Here is a 16,859-nt window from a genome sequence, read left to right as displayed (position 1 = left end):
TTGTCCGATATGATGGCGCCCGCATGAGCAACGCCTTGCCCCTCAACGCCTCGACCCTCCGTCCGGGAGACCGCCTTCCCGACTTCGTCCTGCCGGGCCTCGACGGCAAGCTGCGCAAGTTCATCTGGTCGTTCGGCGGCTCGCCCGTCGCGCTGGTCGCGGTCGACGACCTCAAGACGATCGACGCCGAGCAGTTCGCGGCATTCCGCACGGCCTGCCGACAGGCGACGGTGACGCTCGTCGTCGCCGCCGGCACGCCGGTCGCCGCGGCGGCCGGACCGTGGTCCAAGCTGTCGGGCGGCGCCGATGACGCGCTGCTGCTGTGCGACGGCGAGCGCAAGTTCGTGCCGGCGCTGCTCGCGGCGGGCGGCATCGGCCTCGCTCCGTCCGGCCCGCTGCGCCTGCGAATCGTCGTGCTCGATCCCAACCAGAGGATCGCCGCGACGTTCGACACCCGACCATTGCCCGCCGCCGCCGAAGCGATGCCGGCCGTGGCCGACGCCGTGCGCAGCACTGGCGACAGCGGCACGGTCCTGAGGGCGCCGGCCGCACCGGTGCTGGTCCTGCCGCGCGTCTTCGAGCCCGACTTCTGCGCCCAGGTGATCCGCCTCTGGCACAAGGGCGACCACAAGGACACCGGCGTGTCGAGCCGCTACGGCAATGTCGGCGTGGAGAAGCTCAAGCGCACCGAGGACTACATGGTCGCCGAACCGATGATGCAGAAGGCGATCTCCGACCGGCTCGCCTATCGCATCGGGCCGGAGCTCGGAAAGGTCTTCGCCTTCGACCGCGAATTCAGCTTCGACGCCCACGTCGTGCTGTCCTACAGCGCCGAGGGCGAGCACTTCTTCAGCGCCCATCGCGACAACGGCGCGCCGACCACCGCCGATCGCGCCTTCGCCGTGTCGCTGAATCTCAACGACGACTTCGAGGGCGGCGAGCTGGTCTTCCCCGAGTACTCCGCCCTGAAGGTCTGCCCGCCGGCCGGCGCCGCCGCCGTGTTCTCCTGCTCGCTGCTGCACGAAGCGCTGCCGGTGACGCGCGGCCGCCGCTTCGTGCTGACGACGTTCTTCCGGGCGAAGGATCCTCAGGCCGGCAGACGGCCGGCGTAAGGATCGTTCACGCCGTCGAGCGGCCAGATCGGCCGGCGCAGCTTGGTGAATTTCAGCCGGGAGATGTCGGGCGAGCAGATGCCGCCCGAGTCGACGACGATCACCTCGCGGGCGATCGGCGCATAGGCGGCGCGGAAATGCTGGACGCTCTTCACGACCACGACGTCCTTGCTGCGCGGGTCGATGCCCTGGCTCAGGAACACCTGCAGGTCGATGGTCTGGATGCGGTTGGAGATGGTGACCACGTCGATGCCGCCGATGCGCAGCACCGCCGTCGGCCCCATGCCGGTCTCCACTCCGGCATTCATCGGCCCGTCGTTCCTGAACAGCCCGTCCGACAGCATCCTCACGACCGCCCTGGCCGTGACCGGAGCACCCATCGAGAAGTCGGTGTGGCCGCCGAGCGTGACCTCGATCTCGGCGCCAACGCCCGCCTTCATCGCCTGCTGCACCGTGCCGGGATCATAGATGGTGCCGAACGCCACGTTCTCGACCTTGGCATCGAGCAGCGCCTGCAGGACCGGCGTCGTGTCGTTGTAGCCGCCGCCGCCCGGATTGTCGGTGCCGTCGGCGATGACCAGCGGACCCTTCCTGTCGGTCGGCTTGGCGCCGGCGCGGGCGGCGGCGATGCCGTCGGCAACCGGCCGGTAGTTCTTCACCGCGCCCTCGTCGCGCCGCCGCCAGATCTCGTCGATCAACTCCTGCGCGATCGCCTTGGCACGGGCCTCGGCGCCGGGCTCGTAGCTTACGGCGATCGACGGGCCGGTATAGGGAATGTCGGCCCAGGTGAAGCCGGCCTGGATGCTGACGACGTCGATGCCCTTCTCCGCCTCGTACCCGTCGGCCTTGGCGAGCAGGTCGAGCATCAGGCCGGGCTGGGTCGTGCGCCCATGCTCGGCGCCCTCCAGCATCGCCGGCTGCAGCAGCAGGCAGCGCGGCTTCTTCCTTCCTTCCATCGCCTCCTGCACGAGCGCGGCGGCCTGGACCGCGCGCTCGTAGCCGTCGATGTGCGGATAGGTGCGGTAGCTGACCAGCGCGTTGGCGTTCCCCGCCATGCGCAGCGTGGCATTGGCGTGCAGGTCGAGGGTGGTGGCGATGGGCACGTCGGGGCCGACCACGCCACGCAGCGCCTCGAGCAGGGCACCCTCGGCGTCGTCCTCGGTCTCGGTAACCATCGCGCCATGCAGCGACAGGCAGACGCCGTCGAGCTTGCCGGCCTTGCTCGCCGCGCCGACGATCATGTCGCGGATCGTCTCCCAAGTCTCCTTCGTCAGCTTGCCGGACGGCGTGGCGTTGGCCGCGCCCGCCCACACCGGCTGCCAGCCGTACGTCGCGGCGCTGTCGATGTAGCCGCCGATCTCGTTCCTCGTGCCGGTGAAGCGCGGCACCATGGCCTCTCCCTCGATCAGCCAGCGCTTGCGGTAGTCCTCCAGGGTCGTCGGCAGCTTCGAGAAGGTGTTGGTCTCGTGCATGAACTGCGCGATCAGGACGCGGTACGCCATCGTTGCAAATCCTCTTACAGCCTGGCCGTTTTCAGCCATTCGGCCTGGCCTTCTTCGCCTTCGACGCCGGTCGTCTCGAGGAAGCGGCAGACCATCATGTAGTAGCCGACGGTGAGCGTGAGCTCGACCACCGCAGCAGGCGACAGGAACGCCTGCACCGCCTTCAACGTCCTGTCCGACGCCTTGACGTTGCGCACGACGTCGTCGGTGAAGCGCAGCACCGCCTTCTCGTTGTCGGTGAAGACGGGCGCCTCGATCGTCGCATCGCGCAGGGCGGCGATCTTCTCGCCGGCGACGCCGACTTCGCGGGCGATTCGCTCGTGCTGGAACACCTCGTAGGCGGCGCGACTGAGCCGGCCGACCCGCACGATGGCGAGCTCGCGCAGGCCGGGATCGAGCTCGGCGCGATGGAGCAGCGCGTTGCCCATGCGCACGAAGCCCTTCAGTCCGTACTCCGAGTTGGCGAGCATGCGGTAGATGTTGAGATGCGGCTCGAGCTTGCCGAGGAACTCGGCGTGCTTGCCGGTGGCCTGATCGACTTCGTAGTACGGAACGCGCGGCATGGATGATCCTCCAGCCGGCAGCCTGTCAGAGCCAGCCGCGCCGTACCAGCGGATTGAGCCAGCGGCCGAGCGGGCCGGTCAGCACGATCGGCTTCTCGACCACGATGAGCGCGATGCAGGGCTCGCCCGGATCGGCGATCGGCTCGTGCTGCTGCGGCCCCGGCCCGACGGCGAAGTCGCCGACGCCGTAGCTGCCGGTCGCATCGGTGTAGCCGCCCTGCAGCACCACCGTGTACTCGTTGCCGACATGACGGTGCATCGGCAGGCCCTTGCCGGACTCGAGCCTGAGCAGGGAAACGCGGTGCGTGTCTCCTGGCAGCACGAGCCTGATTTCCTCGAAGCCGCCGAAGGCGCGCCGCCAACGGACGTCGGGGCGGAGATACGGCCGCAGCGGCGGCGGCGCCCATTCGAAGCCTGGGCGCGATGCGGCGGGTGCCGGCCGTGCCTCGACGGTCTCGGCGTCGAGGCGCGCGAGCGTGCGCTGCAGCGCCGCCTCGTCCAGCCCGCCCTCCGGCTCCTCGCGCTCCAGGAAGGCGCCGCCGAGCGCGCGCAGGCTTTCCACCGCACGCCTCGTCCGCGGATCGAGCGCGGCCTGCAGCGCGACGGCGAGCGCCGGCCCCTCGGCCAGCGCGCCGGTCGCATAGTCGAGCAGCAGCTCGTCGGGAGCGGGATGAGCGCTCATGGCGGGTCGCCTCTCTCCAATTCCGTGCGCAACCGGCCGAGGGCGAGCCGGATCCGCGACTTGACGGTGCCGAGCGGCAATCCGAGCTCCTCGGCGATGGCCGTGTGGGTCTTGTCCTCGAAGAACGCCTTGCGGATCACCACCAGTTGCTCGGCCGACAGGCCCTCCATCAATTGCTTCACCCGGGTATACGACTGGCCGGCCAGCATGGATTTGTCCGGATCGTCGTCTTGCGGCGCGAAGACCGTGAGCCAGTCCTCGGTCTCGATCGCGGGCTTGCCGGTCCGTCGCAGCATGTCGATCCGCTTGTTGCGGGCGATGGTGTAGATCCAGGTCGCCGCCGAGGCGCGCGTGCGATCGAAGCTGGCGGCCTTTCGCCACACCACGATCATGGCTTCCTGCGCCACTTCCTGCGCGACCTCGGCATCGGCCCCGCCGCGCATCAGGAACGCCTTCACGCGCGGGGCGAAATGGCGGAACAGGGCGGCGAAGGCCGCGCGGTCCTGGCGCGCGGCGATCGCCTCGATCAGGCCGGCGGCATCGTCGGCGGAGAGCATGGCCGCTACGTGCTTACGACGGGCGCCCCTCGGCGCCGAGATCCCAGAACAGCCCGGTCATCAGCCGGAGGCCGTCGCGCGCGACCGGCGCCAGCAGATGCTCGTTCGGCGCGTGCTGGGAGCAGGCGGCGTAGGAGTGCGGCACCCACACGGTCGGCATGCCGAGGATGTCGGTGAAGACCTCGTTGGGCAGCGAGCCGCCGAGATTGGGCAGCATGTTGGGCTTCCGGCCCGAGGTGCGCTCGATCGACCGTGCGGCGAACCTGGCCCATGGATTGTCGGGATCGAGCCGCGTGGCGTTCATGACGACGTCGCGCGCCGGCTCCACCTCGATCTGGCCGAAGCCGTGCGCCGCCAGATGCCGGCGCAGCGCCGGCACGATGTCGTTGGGGTCGGTGCCGACCACGAAACGCAGCTGGCAATAGGCGATGGCGCTCGGCGGGATGGCGTTTACCGGCCGGTCGGGATTGCCGGTCTTGAAGGCCAGCACCTCGAAGGAGTTCCAGCCGAACACCCGTTCGACCGGCGTCAGCGACTTCTCTCCCCACTCCGGGTCGATCGCCGGCGCGCCCTCGCCGGCATCGACATGGGCGTCGGCGAGCGCGGCGCGCACCGAGTTGGTCAAGGTGTTGGGCCGCCACTCCGGCACCTTGATCTGGCCGCGCTCGTCGGTGATCGTGGCGAGCGCGTGCGCCATGATGATGCCGGGATTGGCCAGCAGCCCGCCCCAGTTGCCCGAGTGATGGCCGCCCTCGCGCATGGTGAGCTTCAGGTTGAAGTTCATCGTGCCGCGCGTGCCGCCGAACACCGTGGGCCGGCGATGGTCGAGCCGCGGACCGTCCGATCCGATCAGCGCGTCGGCCTCGAGCGCATCCTTGTTGGCCTTGCAGAAGTCGGCGAGGCCGGGCGAGCCGGTCTCCTCGCCGGTCTCGATCAGGATGGTCGAGTTGAAGCCGAGCGCGCCGCGCTCCCGCAGCACGCATTCCAGCGCCGCGATGTTGATCGTGTGCTGGCCCTTGTTGTCGGCCGTGCCGCGGCCATACATCTTCTCGCCCTCGATCACGATCTTCCACGGCGACAGGCCGGCGCGCCATTGATCGTCCTGGCCGCGGATCACGTCGCCATGGCCGTAGGTCAGAACCGTCGGCTTCGTCGGATCCTCGACCCGCCGCGCGATCAGGAAGGGGCCGTACTCGGCGCGCGGATTGGCCTGCACCGTGCAGTCGTAGCCGAGCTTTTGCAGCGACTGTGACATCTCGCCGGACACGTATTCCTGCAGCGCCGGCATGGAATCCTTCTCCTGGCTGGTGGTGGGGATCGCCACCCGCCGCTGCAGGTCGGCCAGGAAGCCGCCCTCGTCGAAATACTTCTCCGCCCGCTCGATGGCGCCTTGCCGGGTTCCGTTCATGTCCTCGCCCTCGTGATGGGGCGCACCATAGCCGCGCGGCCGGCCTAGGCAATGGCCGGCCGGCGGGGCTAAATTCGCGCGGCATGAGCGAGGCCGGCGCGTACGACATCTTCATCAGCTACACCCGCGAGGACGCGGAGCCGGCCAAACGCCTCGCCGACGAGTTGACCCGGCAGGGCTGGACGGTCTTCTGGGACCGCATGCTGCTGCCCGGCACGACGTGGCGCACCCAGATCCAGGCGGCGCTGAGCGGCGCGCGGGTCGTCGTCGTGCTGTGGTCGCAGCGCTCGGTCGAGAGCCGCTGGGTCGAGATCGAGGCCGATCACGCCTTCCAGCGCGACGTCTACCTGCCGGTCAAGATCGACGCCGCGCCGCTGCCGCTCGGCCTGTCGCACATCCAGGTCGCCGATCTGCGGCAATGGCACGCCGCGCCCGGCCAACCGTTGCCCGACGTGCTGGTCTCCGCCCTGCAGCGCCGCCTGGGCGGCCAGTCGGCGCCTCCTCCTCCGGCCCGGCGGCCGCCTGCGGCGCCGGCACCGACCGACGACGACGACGGCGCCACCCGGGTCGCGGTGGACCGCACCATCCGCCTCGCCGGCCGGTCGCGCGACGGCGCGCCGTTCGAGCTGTCGATCCGTCTCTCCCAGCTGCGCATGCGGCCCGACGGGCTGGTGATCGGCCGCAAGGCCGGCCAGGCCGACCTCGTGCTGGCGCACGAAAGCGTGTCGCGCCGCCACGCCGTCGTCGTGTCGAGCGACGGCCGCCTCACCGTGAGCGACCTCGGCTCGACCAACGGCACCTTCGTCGACGACAAGCCGGCGCTGCGCGAGCGTCCCGCCGAGCTGGTGCGCGGCGCCGTCCTGCGGCTGGGCGAGGTCGAGCTGACGGTCGAGGGCGTGCTCGCCTGATACCCTCGCAGACCCCTGCTGTCCTCTCCATCGACCCATCCAGGGGCCCGAGCGCGGATCGGCCGATTGCAGTGGCCCATCAGCCGGGCACGCCGGCGATTTCCTCTATCCCACCACCCAGCCGGGCGACCAGCACGACTTGGCAGACGGCCCGCAGCGCGGCCCAAGGCGCAGCCTCGCCCGCCGTCCGCTCGAGCGTGAAGGCGCGGTCGGCGGCGGCGATCAGTTCGCGCGCCCGGTCGCGGTCGAGACCGGCGCCGAGATCGGTTCCGCCCGCCGCGCGGCGCAACAGGGCGACGTCGACGCCGACACTGCCGCCGCGGGCCAGCGTGGTCGCCAGCGCGACCTCGGCCGGCGAGCGCAACGGCAGCACCAATTGCAGGTGCGGCGCCGGCCGGCCGGCCATCCGCTTGCCGAGGACGGAGGCCATGGCGGCCGCCGACGAATCGGCGTCGAGCGCCGGCGTCTCGAACCACACGCCGATCCTGAGGTCGCGGCGCAGGCCGATGCCCAGCTCGCCCAACAGCGCCGGCAGGTTGCGGATGGTCTGGCGGTCGAGGTCGCGCACCGGCTCGCTCAGCCGGTCGTAGGGAACCAGATCGGGATGGCGCAGGTTGGCGTCGTCGCGCGGCGTGCCGAAGCTCCAGCCGCCCAACCAGCGGTCGCGGCACCAGCGCTCGTGCTCCTGCCGGGCAAGCTGCTCGAGGCCGTCGGCGTCGGGCGGCTCGACCTTGTCCGCCGCGTCGGTCGTGGCGTGCAGCCCGAGCGCGCGCAGCTTGAGCGGCGCGTGGTCGGCCTGCGAACGGTTGGCGGTGCGGTAGGTATCGGGCAGCTCGGCCCACGGCACGGAGGCCGCGCCGCCGCGGGCGTTGCGCAGATAGGCCTCGTGCATCTGGCGCGCAAGGCCGTCGATCTCCTCGTCGACCAGGTAGTAGGGATCGGCCTCCTGCTCGAGGCCGCCGAACGCCACGACGCGCAGCGCGTCGAAGGCGCCGGCATGCATGCGTGGCAGCGCATCGACCAGCAGGTTGCCGTCCCGCTGGTGGACGAACAGCGGCGGCGCCGCGACGCCCAGCCGGCCGCAGGCCCGCCGCAAGGCGATCGCCATCGAAAGATTGGCCTGGTCGTCGCCGCCGCAGACGTAGATCGCGGTGGCCGGCACCGGCTCGAGCAGCCACCCGCGCGCCTCGTCGGCACGCAGCGCGCCCGCCTGGGCCTCCGCCTCGACGAAGCGCAGCTCGGCGCATTCGGCGAGGCCGGGGTTCTCGGCCAGCATCTGCTCCCGCAGCCCGTCGGCCCGGCGATCGATCACCGTCAGCACGGTGCGCCGTCCGGCCGCCGGCACGGCGACGCGCGCGAGCTGCAGCAGGATCTCCGCGCCCATGTCGTCGAGCCCGACGATGACGGCGTGCAGGTCGTGCGCGCCCGGCGGCAGGCCCCAGTCGGCGGGGTAGCGGCCGAGCAGGCCGCGCGCCACCGTGCGTTCGCGCACGTAGAGGCGCAGGTCCACCCTGCTCTCGCGCAGGGCGGCGGCGATCTCGCTGGCCATCAGGCCGCGCAGCTCGCGGTTGGCGAGTCGCAGGAAGAAGGTGAGCGGCCGTTCCGGCGCGCGCCCGTCGTTGGCCGCCGCGACGGCGCTGGCGAGCGCCACCGCGCCCGTGCCGAGATCGTCGACGGCGATCAGGGCGGCGGCACGCTGTGCGCCGGCGCGCCGCAGCACCGCCGCGTCGGTCGGCGCACCGAAGACCAGACGCGCACCCGCCACTTCCATCGGCGAGACGACGTTGCCGGCGACCGGCGGCACGATCGCGACCACCGGCCGGCCGAGGGCGCGGTAGGCGCGTGCCAGCGCCTGGGCGAGTTCCGAGGCGCCGAGCAGCACGACATGCTCGCGCGACAGCGCGGCGAACCAGGCGAGCAGCGGCCGGTTGAAGCGCCGCAGCAGTGCCGAGGCGGCGATCCACACGGCGAAGATCGGCATGGCGAAGCGGGCGATTTGGAGCTGCAGCGGCAGGTCGGTCGGCAGGTTGGGCGGAAACTGCGTGGTCAGGAGCTGCAGGGTGCGAAACAGATTCTGCCAGATCACGGCGGGCGCCCACGGGTCGAGCGGCGGCTTGGCCGCCGGCGCCAGCGACTGGAACCCCCAGAAGCCGAGGACGCAGGCGATCGCCATCAGCGTCGCCTTGATGGCGCTGCGGCGCGTCGCCGGCTGCAGGCGCCGCGCCGCCTGCACGGCGCGGACCTGGCCGAGGCCCCGCCGGCCGAGCGCCGCCAGCCGGCCGATGCCCAAGGCGGCCCGCAAGCCCCGTGCCCGCCGCGCCGCGTCCGAACCGGTCATCTCTCCCCCGCCCTTGGCGCGAGCCTATCCGTCGGCCAAGCTGCCGGCAAATTCGGGAGGAATGCATGACCAAGGCAGGACGCGCCGTCTTCAGCAAGATGGACGAGGTGATCTACGGCCGGCCCGCCGCCGAGGCGGCGGCCGAATTGGTCGGCCGCTACGGCGCCAGCCGCGTGTTCCTGATGGTGTCGGGCACGCTCGACCGCGAGACCGACGAGATCGAGAAGCTGCGCCGCGCCCTCGGCAACAAGTGCGTCGGCACCTTCGCCAGCATGCCGCCGCACACGCCGCGCAAGGCGGTGATCGCCGCGGCCGAGCAGGCGCGTGCGGCCAGAGCCGACCTGATCGTCACCCTGGGCGGCGGCTCGATCACCGACGGGGCGAAGGCGGTCCAGCTCTGCCTCGCCAACGACATCCGCAACGCCGACGACATGGACAAGGTGCGCGCACCCCATCCGGTGAAGGGCTCGACGGTGCGGCAGATCTCGATCCCGACCACGCTGTCGGCCGGCGAGTTCTCGCCGATCGCGGGCGTCACCGACGAGCGCACCAGGGTGAAGGAGCTGTTCCGCCATCCCGACATCGTGCCGCAGGCGGTCGTGCTCGATCCCGTCGTGACGCGCCACACGCCGATGTGGCTCTGGCTCTCGACCGGCATCCGCGCCGTCGACCACTGCGTCGAGGGCATCTGCTCCAACGAGGCGACCGACTACGGCGACGCCTCCGCCCTGCACGGGCTCGCGCTGCTGACGCGCGGGCTCGCCCGGGTGAAGGCCGATCCGGCCGACATGGACGCGCGGCTCGACTGCCAGCTCGGCGCCTGGCTCTCCATGGCGCCGCTGGTCGCCGGCGTGCCGATGGGCGCCAGCCACGGTATCGGCTACGTGCTGGGCGCGGTGTTCGACATCCCGCACGGCCACACGAGCTGCATCATGCTGCCCTCGGTGATGCGCTGGAACAAACCGGCCAACGCCGAGCGCCAGGCGCGCATCGCCGCCGCCATGGGCCAGCCCGGCAAGGAGGCGGGCGACGTGCTCGACACGTTCATCCGCGGCCTCGGCATGCCGCGCAGCCTCGGCGAGGTGAAGGTCGGCCGGGAGCATTTCGAGCGCATCGCCACGCAGGCCATGGGCACGCCCTGGGTGCCACGCAACCCGCGCCCGATCGACGGCCCGGCGCAGGTGAGGGAGATCCTCGAGCTGGCGGCGTAACTCGGAAAGTCGAATTTCCGCACATCCGTATTTCCGACAGAAGCCGAGCCTTGCAGGCCCGGTCGTCGCGCCGTCGCGCGCCCAGATGTTGTGACCCGTCCATCAGAACAATGGGAAAAAATGTGAGCCGATTCCAGATGTGGGACACTCCACGTCGGTGCCGGTGCGGACGGAGGGCATCGACAATCGAATTTCCGCATAGCCGCGTTTCCGACAAAGGCCGCGTGCGTGGGCAGACCATGGGCACCTCGCGAAACATGAAGTGCCTGCCAAAAATGCCAAAAATGCCAAAAATCATCCCCGCCGCCCGAGAAGACCCGCTCGCGGGATCAATCCCGTCTGCGGAAATTGCGCGAATTGCGGAAATTCGACTTTCGGACTTTTCGCAAGAGCCCCGTCGCGACCGCTGTGGGAGAGTCCTCGCGAAACAAGAGGCAGGTGCGGAAAATGCAGGGAGTGCAGAAACCCTCTCCGCCCGACGCGTCACGATTGCCAGAGGCCCGGCTGCCTGGTTCGGCATACGCTACCCTCCAAACCGTATGGTCAGAACATACAGTATTGTACGGCCTTTGTCCACCGCTAACGTATTGACCCGCGCATCGTCAGGACTTGCCTGACAGTCAGGAAAACCTGACCTGCTCAAGCGCCTGGCGCCGATCGAGGAGACGATCCAGGGCAAGGGCGGCCAGCTGCAGAGCGTGGTCGACATCCTGCGGGCACGCGAGGTGAGCTGGGCGCAGATCGGCGCCGCGCTCGGGATCACCCGCCAGTCGGCATGGGAGCGGTTCAGTTAGACGCCTTCCGCGCAGAGATACCCAAATGTATAGGCGGACGGATAACAGCAGCGCGAATGTAAAGCTACTCGGCGCCAATCACATGATGAGGCCCCGCTAAACTCGCCCCTTCTTCTTGCCGACGCATTCGGCGAGCAGGCAGAGGATCTCCCACATCATGGTGACGCCGACCAAGGCGGTGTTGCCGCTCTGGTCGAACGGCGGCGAGACCTCGACGACATCGCCGCCGACCAGGTTCAGCCCCCTGAGGCCGCGCAGCATGCGCTGGGCCTCGTGCGGGGTGTAGCCGCCGATCTCGGGCGTGCCGGTGCCGGGCGCGTAGGCCGGGTCGAGGCCGTCGACGTCGAAGCTGACATAGGCCGGGCCGTCGCCGACGACGCGGCGCGCCTCGGCGATCACCTTGTCGACGCCGAGGTCGAAATATTCCTCGATGGTGATCACCCGCATGCCCTGCTCGCGCGCCCAGTCGTTGTCGTCGCGCTTGTAGAGCGAGCCCCTGATGCCGATCTGCACCGTGCGCCTGGGATCGAGCAGCCCCTCCTCGACGGCGCGGCGGAACGGCGTGCCGTGGGTGTATTTGTAGCCGCCGAAATAGGTGTCCCAGGTGTCGCTGTGGGCGTCGAAATGCACCATGCCGAGCGCGCCGCCTTTGGCGATCGCCCGCATGATGGGCAGCGTGATCAGGTGGTCGCCGCCGGCCGACAAGGGCACGGCGCCGGCGGCGTGAATCTTGGCGAAGTGCCGCTCGATCCGCTCCAGCGAATCGTCGACGCTCGCCGGGTTGACCGGCGCGTCGCCGAGATCGCCGCAGCGCGCCAGTTCGTAGGGCGCCACGCCGGTCACGTGATGGATGCGCCGCATCATGGTCGAGAGGTCGCGCATCTGGCGCGGGCCGTGGCGCGCGCCCGGGCGGTTGGTGGTGCCGCCGTCCCACGGCACGCCGACCATGCCGATCTCGACGTCGGCCGGATTCCTGAACAGCGGCAGGCGCATGAAGGTCGCCACGTCGCCGAAGCGCGGCGTCACCGTGCCGGAGACGGGCTGCGGGAAGCTCATGGGAGAGGAGTCGTTCATCTTCTTGTCGTCCTGAGCGCAGCGAAGGATCTCACATTGGCCCCAGAGCCGCTGGTCGCTCCGTTAGGTCCTTCGCTCCGCTCAGGACGACAGAGGTAGGAACTCATGGTGGCTCTCCCTTGTCATCCTGAGCGCAGCGAAGGATCTCACATTGGCCCCAGAGCCGCTGGTCGTTCTGCTAGGTCCTTCGCTGCGCTCAGGACGACAAGACATGAGATAGGCATTCATTGCGGCTGCAACAGGGCCTTTCGGGCTGCGACAAACTCCTCGACGGCGGCGACGAAGCGGTTGCCCTCGCCGTCGCCGATCATGATGTTCAGGGCGACGAAGCCGCGGCGGGCGATCCAGATGCCGGCCGCGGACATGTCGAAGAAGAACAGCTCCTTGGCGTCCTGGTTCGAGGTGGCGATGTCGGCCGCCGTGCGGATCGGCCGCGTCGTGGCATGCGCCGTCATCATCGAGCCGATGCCGGAGAACTGGAAGGCGACGCCCGCCTTGCGGCAGATCGCGTTCAGCCGCTCGCGGATCTTCTCTCCCCTGGCGTTCAGCGCCTCGGCCGCCGCGGGTGTGTAGATCTCGCCGTAGCCCGCGACGCCGGCCGCCATGGTCAGCACGTTGTTGTTGAAGGTGCCGGCGTGCGGCAGCGAATCCGGTTTGGTCGGATCGAACAGCTCCATGATGTCGCGCCGGCCGCCGAAGGCGCCGAACGACATGCCGCCGCCGATATATTTGCCGAGCGTGGTCATGTCGGGGATGACGCCGAGCTTCTGCTGCAAGCCGCCGGGCGAGAGGCGCGAGGTCATGACCTCGTCGAAGATCATGGTGATGCCGCGCGCCCGGGTCTCCTCGCGCACCATCTTCAGGAACGCCGGATCGCCGGGCAGGCAGCCGTGGCTGCCCTGCATCGGCTCGAGCAGGACGGCGAATATCTCCTCGCCGTGCTTCGCCAGCAGCGCGCGCGTGCCCTCGACGTCGTTGTAGGGCGCCACGACGTATTCGTAGGGCATGTTCACCGGCGAGCCGCCGGAGACGAAATAGAGCACGCCGCCGTGGTAGCCGCCGTGGAACACCATGACCTTGGTCGCTTTGGACCGGCCGCTGCGCTGGGCGAAGACGCGGGCGCCGGCCAGCGCCATGACGTTGCCCTCGGTGCCCGAGTTGGTGAAGCGCACCAGCTCGATCGAGGGGATGCGCGAGGCGATCAGCCTGGCGAGCGTGCCCTCGTGCTCGTTGCGGCCGGCATAGTTCCAGCCGTGGTCCAGCGCCTTGTCGATGGCGGCGCGGATCACCGGATGGGAGTGGCCGTAGATGCCGGCGGTGTATTCGCCCAGCACGTCGATGTACTCGTGGCCGTCGGCGTCCCACAGCCGGCAGCCCTCGCCGCGCACCACGGTGAGCGGAAACGGGCCGTTGTGCAGGGTGGTGCGCGTGTTGCCGCCCGGCATCGCCGCGCAGGCCTCGTTGTGGCGCGCGAGGCTCCTGGGGTTGCGGTCGACATAGGCCTGCCGCGCCTCGGCGAGCGCGGATTGCAGATCCGAATTGACCAGCGGCGAGTCGGGCACGGTACGCTCCTACCTTGTCATCCTGAGCGCAGCGAAGGATCTCGCGTCAGCCCCAGCGGCGTTCTTTGGTGCGTGCGTGAGGTCCTTCGCTTCGCTCAGGATGACAGATGGTATCACACCACGTTCAGCTCACGGATAGGGCGGCCGGCAGAAATCCGTTCATAACCGAACGGAGAAAGATTCAGGCTCCGGTACTCCCCGTGCATGATCAGCTCGGCGACGGCGCGGCCGACGGCGGGCGATTGCTGGATGCCGTGCCCGGAGAAGCCGGTGGCGAAGATCAGGCTGTCAATTTCCGGATGGCGGCCGACGATGCCGTTCTGGTCGAAGGTGTTGTACTCGTAGTAGCCGGCCCACGCATTCACGACCTTGGCCGCCTCGAACGCCGGTACGCGCCCGGCCAGCACCGGCCACACCATGTCGTCCCATTCGGGGTGCTGCACCTCGAGCGGCGCGTCGGGCGGGTCGTTGCCCTCGGCCGGCGTCGTGCCGCCGATGTAGAACCGGCCTTCGGGCCGGAACCACACGCCCGACGGATCGATGGTGAGCGGTGCCAAACTCCGGGAAAGGGGGCCCGGCGGCTCGCGCACATCGAAGACGAACACCGAGCGCCGGCGCGGCTCGACCGGCAGCGCGATGCCGGCCGTCGCCGCCACCTCGCCCGACCACGGGCCGGCGGCGACCACGATGGTGCGCGCGGCGAGCCTGCCGCCGGACTTCAGCGTGACGGCGCCCTCTTCCAGCTTCACGACCTCGTCGGCGACGTACTCGGCGCCCAGCTCGCGCGCCTTGCGGCGGAAGGCCTGCATCAGCGCCGGCCCGTCGAACCAGCCCTCGTTGGCGACGCCGTGCGAGGCGAGCGCCAGGCCTGACGTCGAGATCCAGGAGAAGCGCTGGCGAAGCGCGTCGGGAGCGAGCAGCTCGACCGCGCAGCCCTCGCCCTTCTGGATGGCGTGGTTGGCGCGCAGCACCTTCTCGCCCTGCGGCGAGGCGAGGAACAGATAGCCCGGCTCCTTCAGCCCGAGATCGACGTCGAGCAGCTCGCGCGCCTTTCGCAGGAAGCCGATGCCGTAGCGCGACAGATGGATGTTGAGCGCCGTCGAGAACTGCTGGCGGATCGAGCTCGCCGACAGCGCCGACGACGCCCGCGCATAAGTCGGATCGCGCTCGACCACGACGACGCGGCCCGTGAAATTCGGATCGCGCTTGAGATGCCAGGCGATCGACGATCCCATAACGCCGCCGCCGATGATGGCGACGGCTACGCTTTCACTCATCCGATCGGCCTTTCACGTCAAACTTCGAGCCACGTAGAATCATCATCGAGATACTGCCACGAGTTCAGGTGGCGCATGACGCGAACAAACTCATTGCTGGGGGCGCGCCACTGGAGTGGTGCGCCCCCAGCGAAGATTCATGCCTTGCCGTAGGCCTCGCGCGCCGTGTCGGCGCTGATCGCGCCTTCGGCGAGGTCGCGGGCGATGGCGGCGGGATCGCGCGCGGCGGGCGGGCCGTAGCCGCCGGCGCCGGGCGTCACCAGGGCGAACCACTGGCCGGGCTGCAGGACGGCGCTGTCGCCGTCGAAGGTCACGCCGGGGCCGCACTCCAGCCGGCCGTGCGCGCCGGCGCCGCCGCCGAACAGGCCCCAGCTCTGCGAGCGCTGGCGGCTGAGATCGACGCGCACGCGGCATTCGTCCACCGCCCGGTAGACGCGGCGCAGCGCCATGCCGCCGCGGAAGCGGCCGACGCCGCCCGAATCGGCGACCAGCTCGTAGCGCGCCACGGTGAGCGGATACTCGACTTCGAGCGCCTCGACCGGCAGGTTCGACGTGTTGGTGGTGTGGACGTGCACGCCGTCCAGCCCGTCCTTCGTCGCGCGCGCGCCGCTGCCGCCGCCGATGGTCTCGAGATAGACCCAGGTCGAGGCGTCGCCGGAGCCATCGTCTGGCCGCTTGCCGATGAAATAGGCCACGGTGCAGGCCGAGTTCGAGCAGGCCATGACGCGCTCGGGCACCGCCTGCGCCAATGCGCCCAGCACCAGGTCGGCGACGCGCTGGCAGGTCTGCACGCGACCGTTCACGGCGGCGGGCGCGACGCAGTTCAGGATGCTGCCCTTGGGCGCGCTGACGCGGAGCGGCCGCGCCAGGCCGGCGTTGGGCGGGATCGAGGGATCGAGCACCGACTTCACCACGTAGTAGGCGGTGGCGAGCAGCGCGGTATGGGTCATGTTGAGGCCGGCGCGCACCTGTTCGGGCGCGTCGAAGGCGAGCGACAGGGCATCGCCCTTCACCGTCACCTCGACGCCAAGCGGCAGGTCGGCGGCGAACTCCGAGCAGTCGAACGTGTCGGCGAAGCGCCAGGTGCCGTCGGGGATGGCGGCGATGGCGGCCCGCATCTTGCGCTCGGCGTAGTCCATCAGCGCCTCGCCGGCGCCCAGCACGGTCGGCGCGCCGTACTTTTCGCAGAGGCCCTGGAAGCGCTGCACGCCGACCCTGTTGGCGGCGCGCTGAGCGCGCAGGTCGGCGAGCCGCTCGTCCGGCACCTGGCAATTGAGCAGGATCAGGTCCTGCACGTCCTGCTGCAGCTCGCCGCCGCGCCACAGCCGCACCGGCGGGATGCGCAGCCCCTCCTGGTAGATGTGGGCGTGGGCACGGTCGACGAAGTCGGCGTGGTGGGCGAGGTTCACCGTCCAGGCGACCAAGGTGCCATCGACGAAGATGGGCTCGGCCAGCACGATGTCGGGCAGGTGCGTGCCGCCGCCCTCGTAGGCATCGTTGCCGATGAAGACGTCGCCCGGCCTTATGTCCTGGCTCGGATAGCGCCGCAGGATGTGCGGCACGAGATCGAGGAAGCTGCCGAGATGGATGGGGATGTGCTCGGCCTGGCAGAGCGTCTCGCCGGCGGCGTTGAAGAGCGCCGTCGAGCAGTCGCGTCGCTCCTTGATGTTGGTCGAGTGCGAGGCGCGGATCAGCGTTTCGCCCGTCTCCTCGACGATCGAGCCCAGCGCCGCGCCGATCACCTCGACGGTGATGGGATCGAGGTTGGTCATGACTCGCCTCCCCTCGTCTTACGAGGGAAGGTGTCGCCGTCATACGGTGACGGAGGGGTCATGAGTCCCGATGATGCCCATGGCCCCTCCACCCGCTTC

The 16,859-nt window shown here is 69.9% G+C and carries 13 protein-coding genes; 3 read left to right on the top strand and 10 right to left on the bottom strand.

Annotation, left to right across the window (positions count from 1 at the left end; all coding sequences use genetic code 11):
- Nucleotides 1-23 precede the first annotated feature (23 nt).
- Nucleotides 24-1,112, top strand: coding sequence for a 2OG-Fe(II) oxygenase (locus tag KIT25_09410; GenBank protein UYN97125.1), 1,089 nt, complete (start codon nt 24-26; stop codon nt 1,110-1,112).
- On the opposite strand, the gene KIT25_09405 is transcribed toward KIT25_09410, so the two are convergent.
- Genes KIT25_09405 through KIT25_09385 form a run of 5 tightly spaced genes read right to left on the bottom strand, consistent with a single transcriptional unit; the run spans nt 1,088 to nt 5,824 of the window.
- Entirely contained in the window at nt 1,088-2,614 is a 1,527-nt protein-coding gene (locus tag KIT25_09405) for a M81 family metallopeptidase (GenBank protein ID UYN97124.1), read from the bottom strand. The two genes, KIT25_09410 and KIT25_09405, sit on opposite strands and share 25 nt — an antisense overlap.
- A 14-nt stretch (nt 2,615-2,628) precedes the next feature.
- Entirely contained in the window at nt 2,629-3,177 is a 549-nt protein-coding gene (locus KIT25_09400) for a carboxymuconolactone decarboxylase family protein (protein ID UYN97123.1), read from the bottom strand.
- Between the two features lie 25 nt (nt 3,178-3,202).
- Nucleotides 3,203-3,859, bottom strand: coding sequence for a ChrR family anti-sigma-E factor (locus KIT25_09395; GenBank protein UYN97122.1), 657 nt, complete (start codon nt 3,857-3,859; stop codon nt 3,203-3,205).
- Nucleotides 3,856-4,416 (bottom strand): sigma-70 family RNA polymerase sigma factor, encoded by a 561-nt coding sequence (locus KIT25_09390; protein UYN97121.1) that lies wholly within the window; start codon nt 4,414-4,416, stop codon nt 3,856-3,858. The genes KIT25_09395 and KIT25_09390 overlap by 4 nt, the downstream gene beginning before the upstream one ends.
- 13 nt (nt 4,417-4,429) lie before the next feature.
- Nucleotides 4,430-5,824 (bottom strand): M20 family metallopeptidase, encoded by a 1,395-nt coding sequence (locus tag KIT25_09385; protein ID UYN97120.1) that lies wholly within the window; start codon nt 5,822-5,824, stop codon nt 4,430-4,432.
- Nucleotides 5,825-5,907: 83 nt separating this feature from the next.
- Between KIT25_09385 and KIT25_09380 the strand changes: the two genes are divergently transcribed.
- Entirely contained in the window at nt 5,908-6,732 is an 825-nt protein-coding gene (locus tag KIT25_09380) for a TIR domain-containing protein (GenBank protein UYN97119.1), read from the top strand.
- Between the two features lie 79 nt (nt 6,733-6,811).
- Here the strand turns inward: KIT25_09380 and KIT25_09375 are convergent, their stop codons facing one another.
- Nucleotides 6,812-9,070, bottom strand: coding sequence for a hypothetical protein (locus KIT25_09375; GenBank protein UYN97118.1), 2,259 nt, complete (start codon nt 9,068-9,070; stop codon nt 6,812-6,814).
- A gap of 65 nt (nt 9,071-9,135) precedes the next feature.
- On the opposite strand from KIT25_09375, the gene KIT25_09370 reads away from it, so the two are divergent.
- A complete protein-coding gene (locus KIT25_09370; protein ID UYN97117.1) occupies nt 9,136-10,281 on the top strand; it encodes an iron-containing alcohol dehydrogenase in 1,146 nt (381 codons plus the stop codon).
- An 890-nt stretch (nt 10,282-11,171) separates the two neighbouring features.
- Here KIT25_09370 and speB read toward each other — a convergent pair.
- The 4 genes from speB to KIT25_09350 all read right to left on the bottom strand — a co-directional run bounded on the left by speB (nt 11,172) and on the right by KIT25_09350 (nt 16,760).
- A complete protein-coding gene (speB, locus tag KIT25_09365) occupies nt 11,172-12,149 on the bottom strand; it encodes an agmatinase (protein UYN97116.1) in 978 nt (325 codons plus the stop codon).
- 224 nt (nt 12,150-12,373) lie between these two features.
- Nucleotides 12,374-13,711, bottom strand: a complete 1,338-nt coding sequence (locus tag KIT25_09360) for an aminotransferase class III-fold pyridoxal phosphate-dependent enzyme (protein UYN97115.1) — start codon at nt 13,709-13,711, stop codon at nt 12,374-12,376.
- 113 nt (nt 13,712-13,824) lie between these two features.
- Nucleotides 13,825-14,988, bottom strand: coding sequence for an FAD-binding oxidoreductase (locus KIT25_09355; GenBank protein ID UYN97114.1), 1,164 nt, complete (start codon nt 14,986-14,988; stop codon nt 13,825-13,827).
- 137 nt (nt 14,989-15,125) lie between these two features.
- Complete coding sequence (locus KIT25_09350) at nt 15,126-16,760, bottom strand: hydantoinase B/oxoprolinase family protein (protein UYN97113.1); 1,635 nt, start codon at nt 16,758-16,760, stop codon at nt 15,126-15,128.
- Nucleotides 16,761-16,859: the final 99 nt, after the last annotated feature.

This window comes from Enhydrobacter sp. (assembly GCA_025808875.1).
Taxonomy (GTDB): Bacteria; Pseudomonadota; Alphaproteobacteria; order Reyranellales; family Reyranellaceae; genus Reyranella.
Note: the sequence above shows the minus strand (reverse complement) of the source record. Positions and strands in the feature narration are given on the sequence as shown.

Bases quoted from the DNA above. Each gene is read 5' to 3' on its own strand.
- KIT25_09410 (UYN97125.1), top strand. From the start codon at position 24: ATGAGCAACGCCTTGCCCCTCAACGCCTCGACCCTCCGTCCGGGAGAC.
- KIT25_09405 (UYN97124.1), bottom strand. From the start codon at position 2,614: ATGGCGTACCGCGTCCTGATCGCGCAGTTCATGCACGAGACCAACACC.
- KIT25_09400 (UYN97123.1), bottom strand. From the start codon at position 3,177: ATGCCGCGCGTTCCGTACTACGAAGTCGATCAGGCCACCGGCAAGCAC.
- KIT25_09395 (UYN97122.1), bottom strand. From the start codon at position 3,859: ATGAGCGCTCATCCCGCTCCCGACGAGCTGCTGCTCGACTATGCGACC.
- KIT25_09390 (UYN97121.1), bottom strand. From the start codon at position 4,416: ATGCTCTCCGCCGACGATGCCGCCGGCCTGATCGAGGCGATCGCCGCG.
- KIT25_09385 (UYN97120.1), bottom strand. From the start codon at position 5,824: ATGAACGGAACCCGGCAAGGCGCCATCGAGCGGGCGGAGAAGTATTTC.
- KIT25_09380 (UYN97119.1), top strand. From the start codon at position 5,908: ATGAGCGAGGCCGGCGCGTACGACATCTTCATCAGCTACACCCGCGAG.
- KIT25_09375 (UYN97118.1), bottom strand. From the start codon at position 9,070: ATGACCGGTTCGGACGCGGCGCGGCGGGCACGGGGCTTGCGGGCCGCC.
- KIT25_09370 (UYN97117.1), top strand. From the start codon at position 9,136: ATGACCAAGGCAGGACGCGCCGTCTTCAGCAAGATGGACGAGGTGATC.
- speB (UYN97116.1), bottom strand. From the start codon at position 12,149: ATGAACGACTCCTCTCCCATGAGCTTCCCGCAGCCCGTCTCCGGCACG.
- KIT25_09355 (UYN97114.1), bottom strand. From the start codon at position 14,988: ATGAGTGAAAGCGTAGCCGTCGCCATCATCGGCGGCGGCGTTATGGGA.
- KIT25_09350 (UYN97113.1), bottom strand. From the start codon at position 16,760: ATGACCAACCTCGATCCCATCACCGTCGAGGTGATCGGCGCGGCGCTG.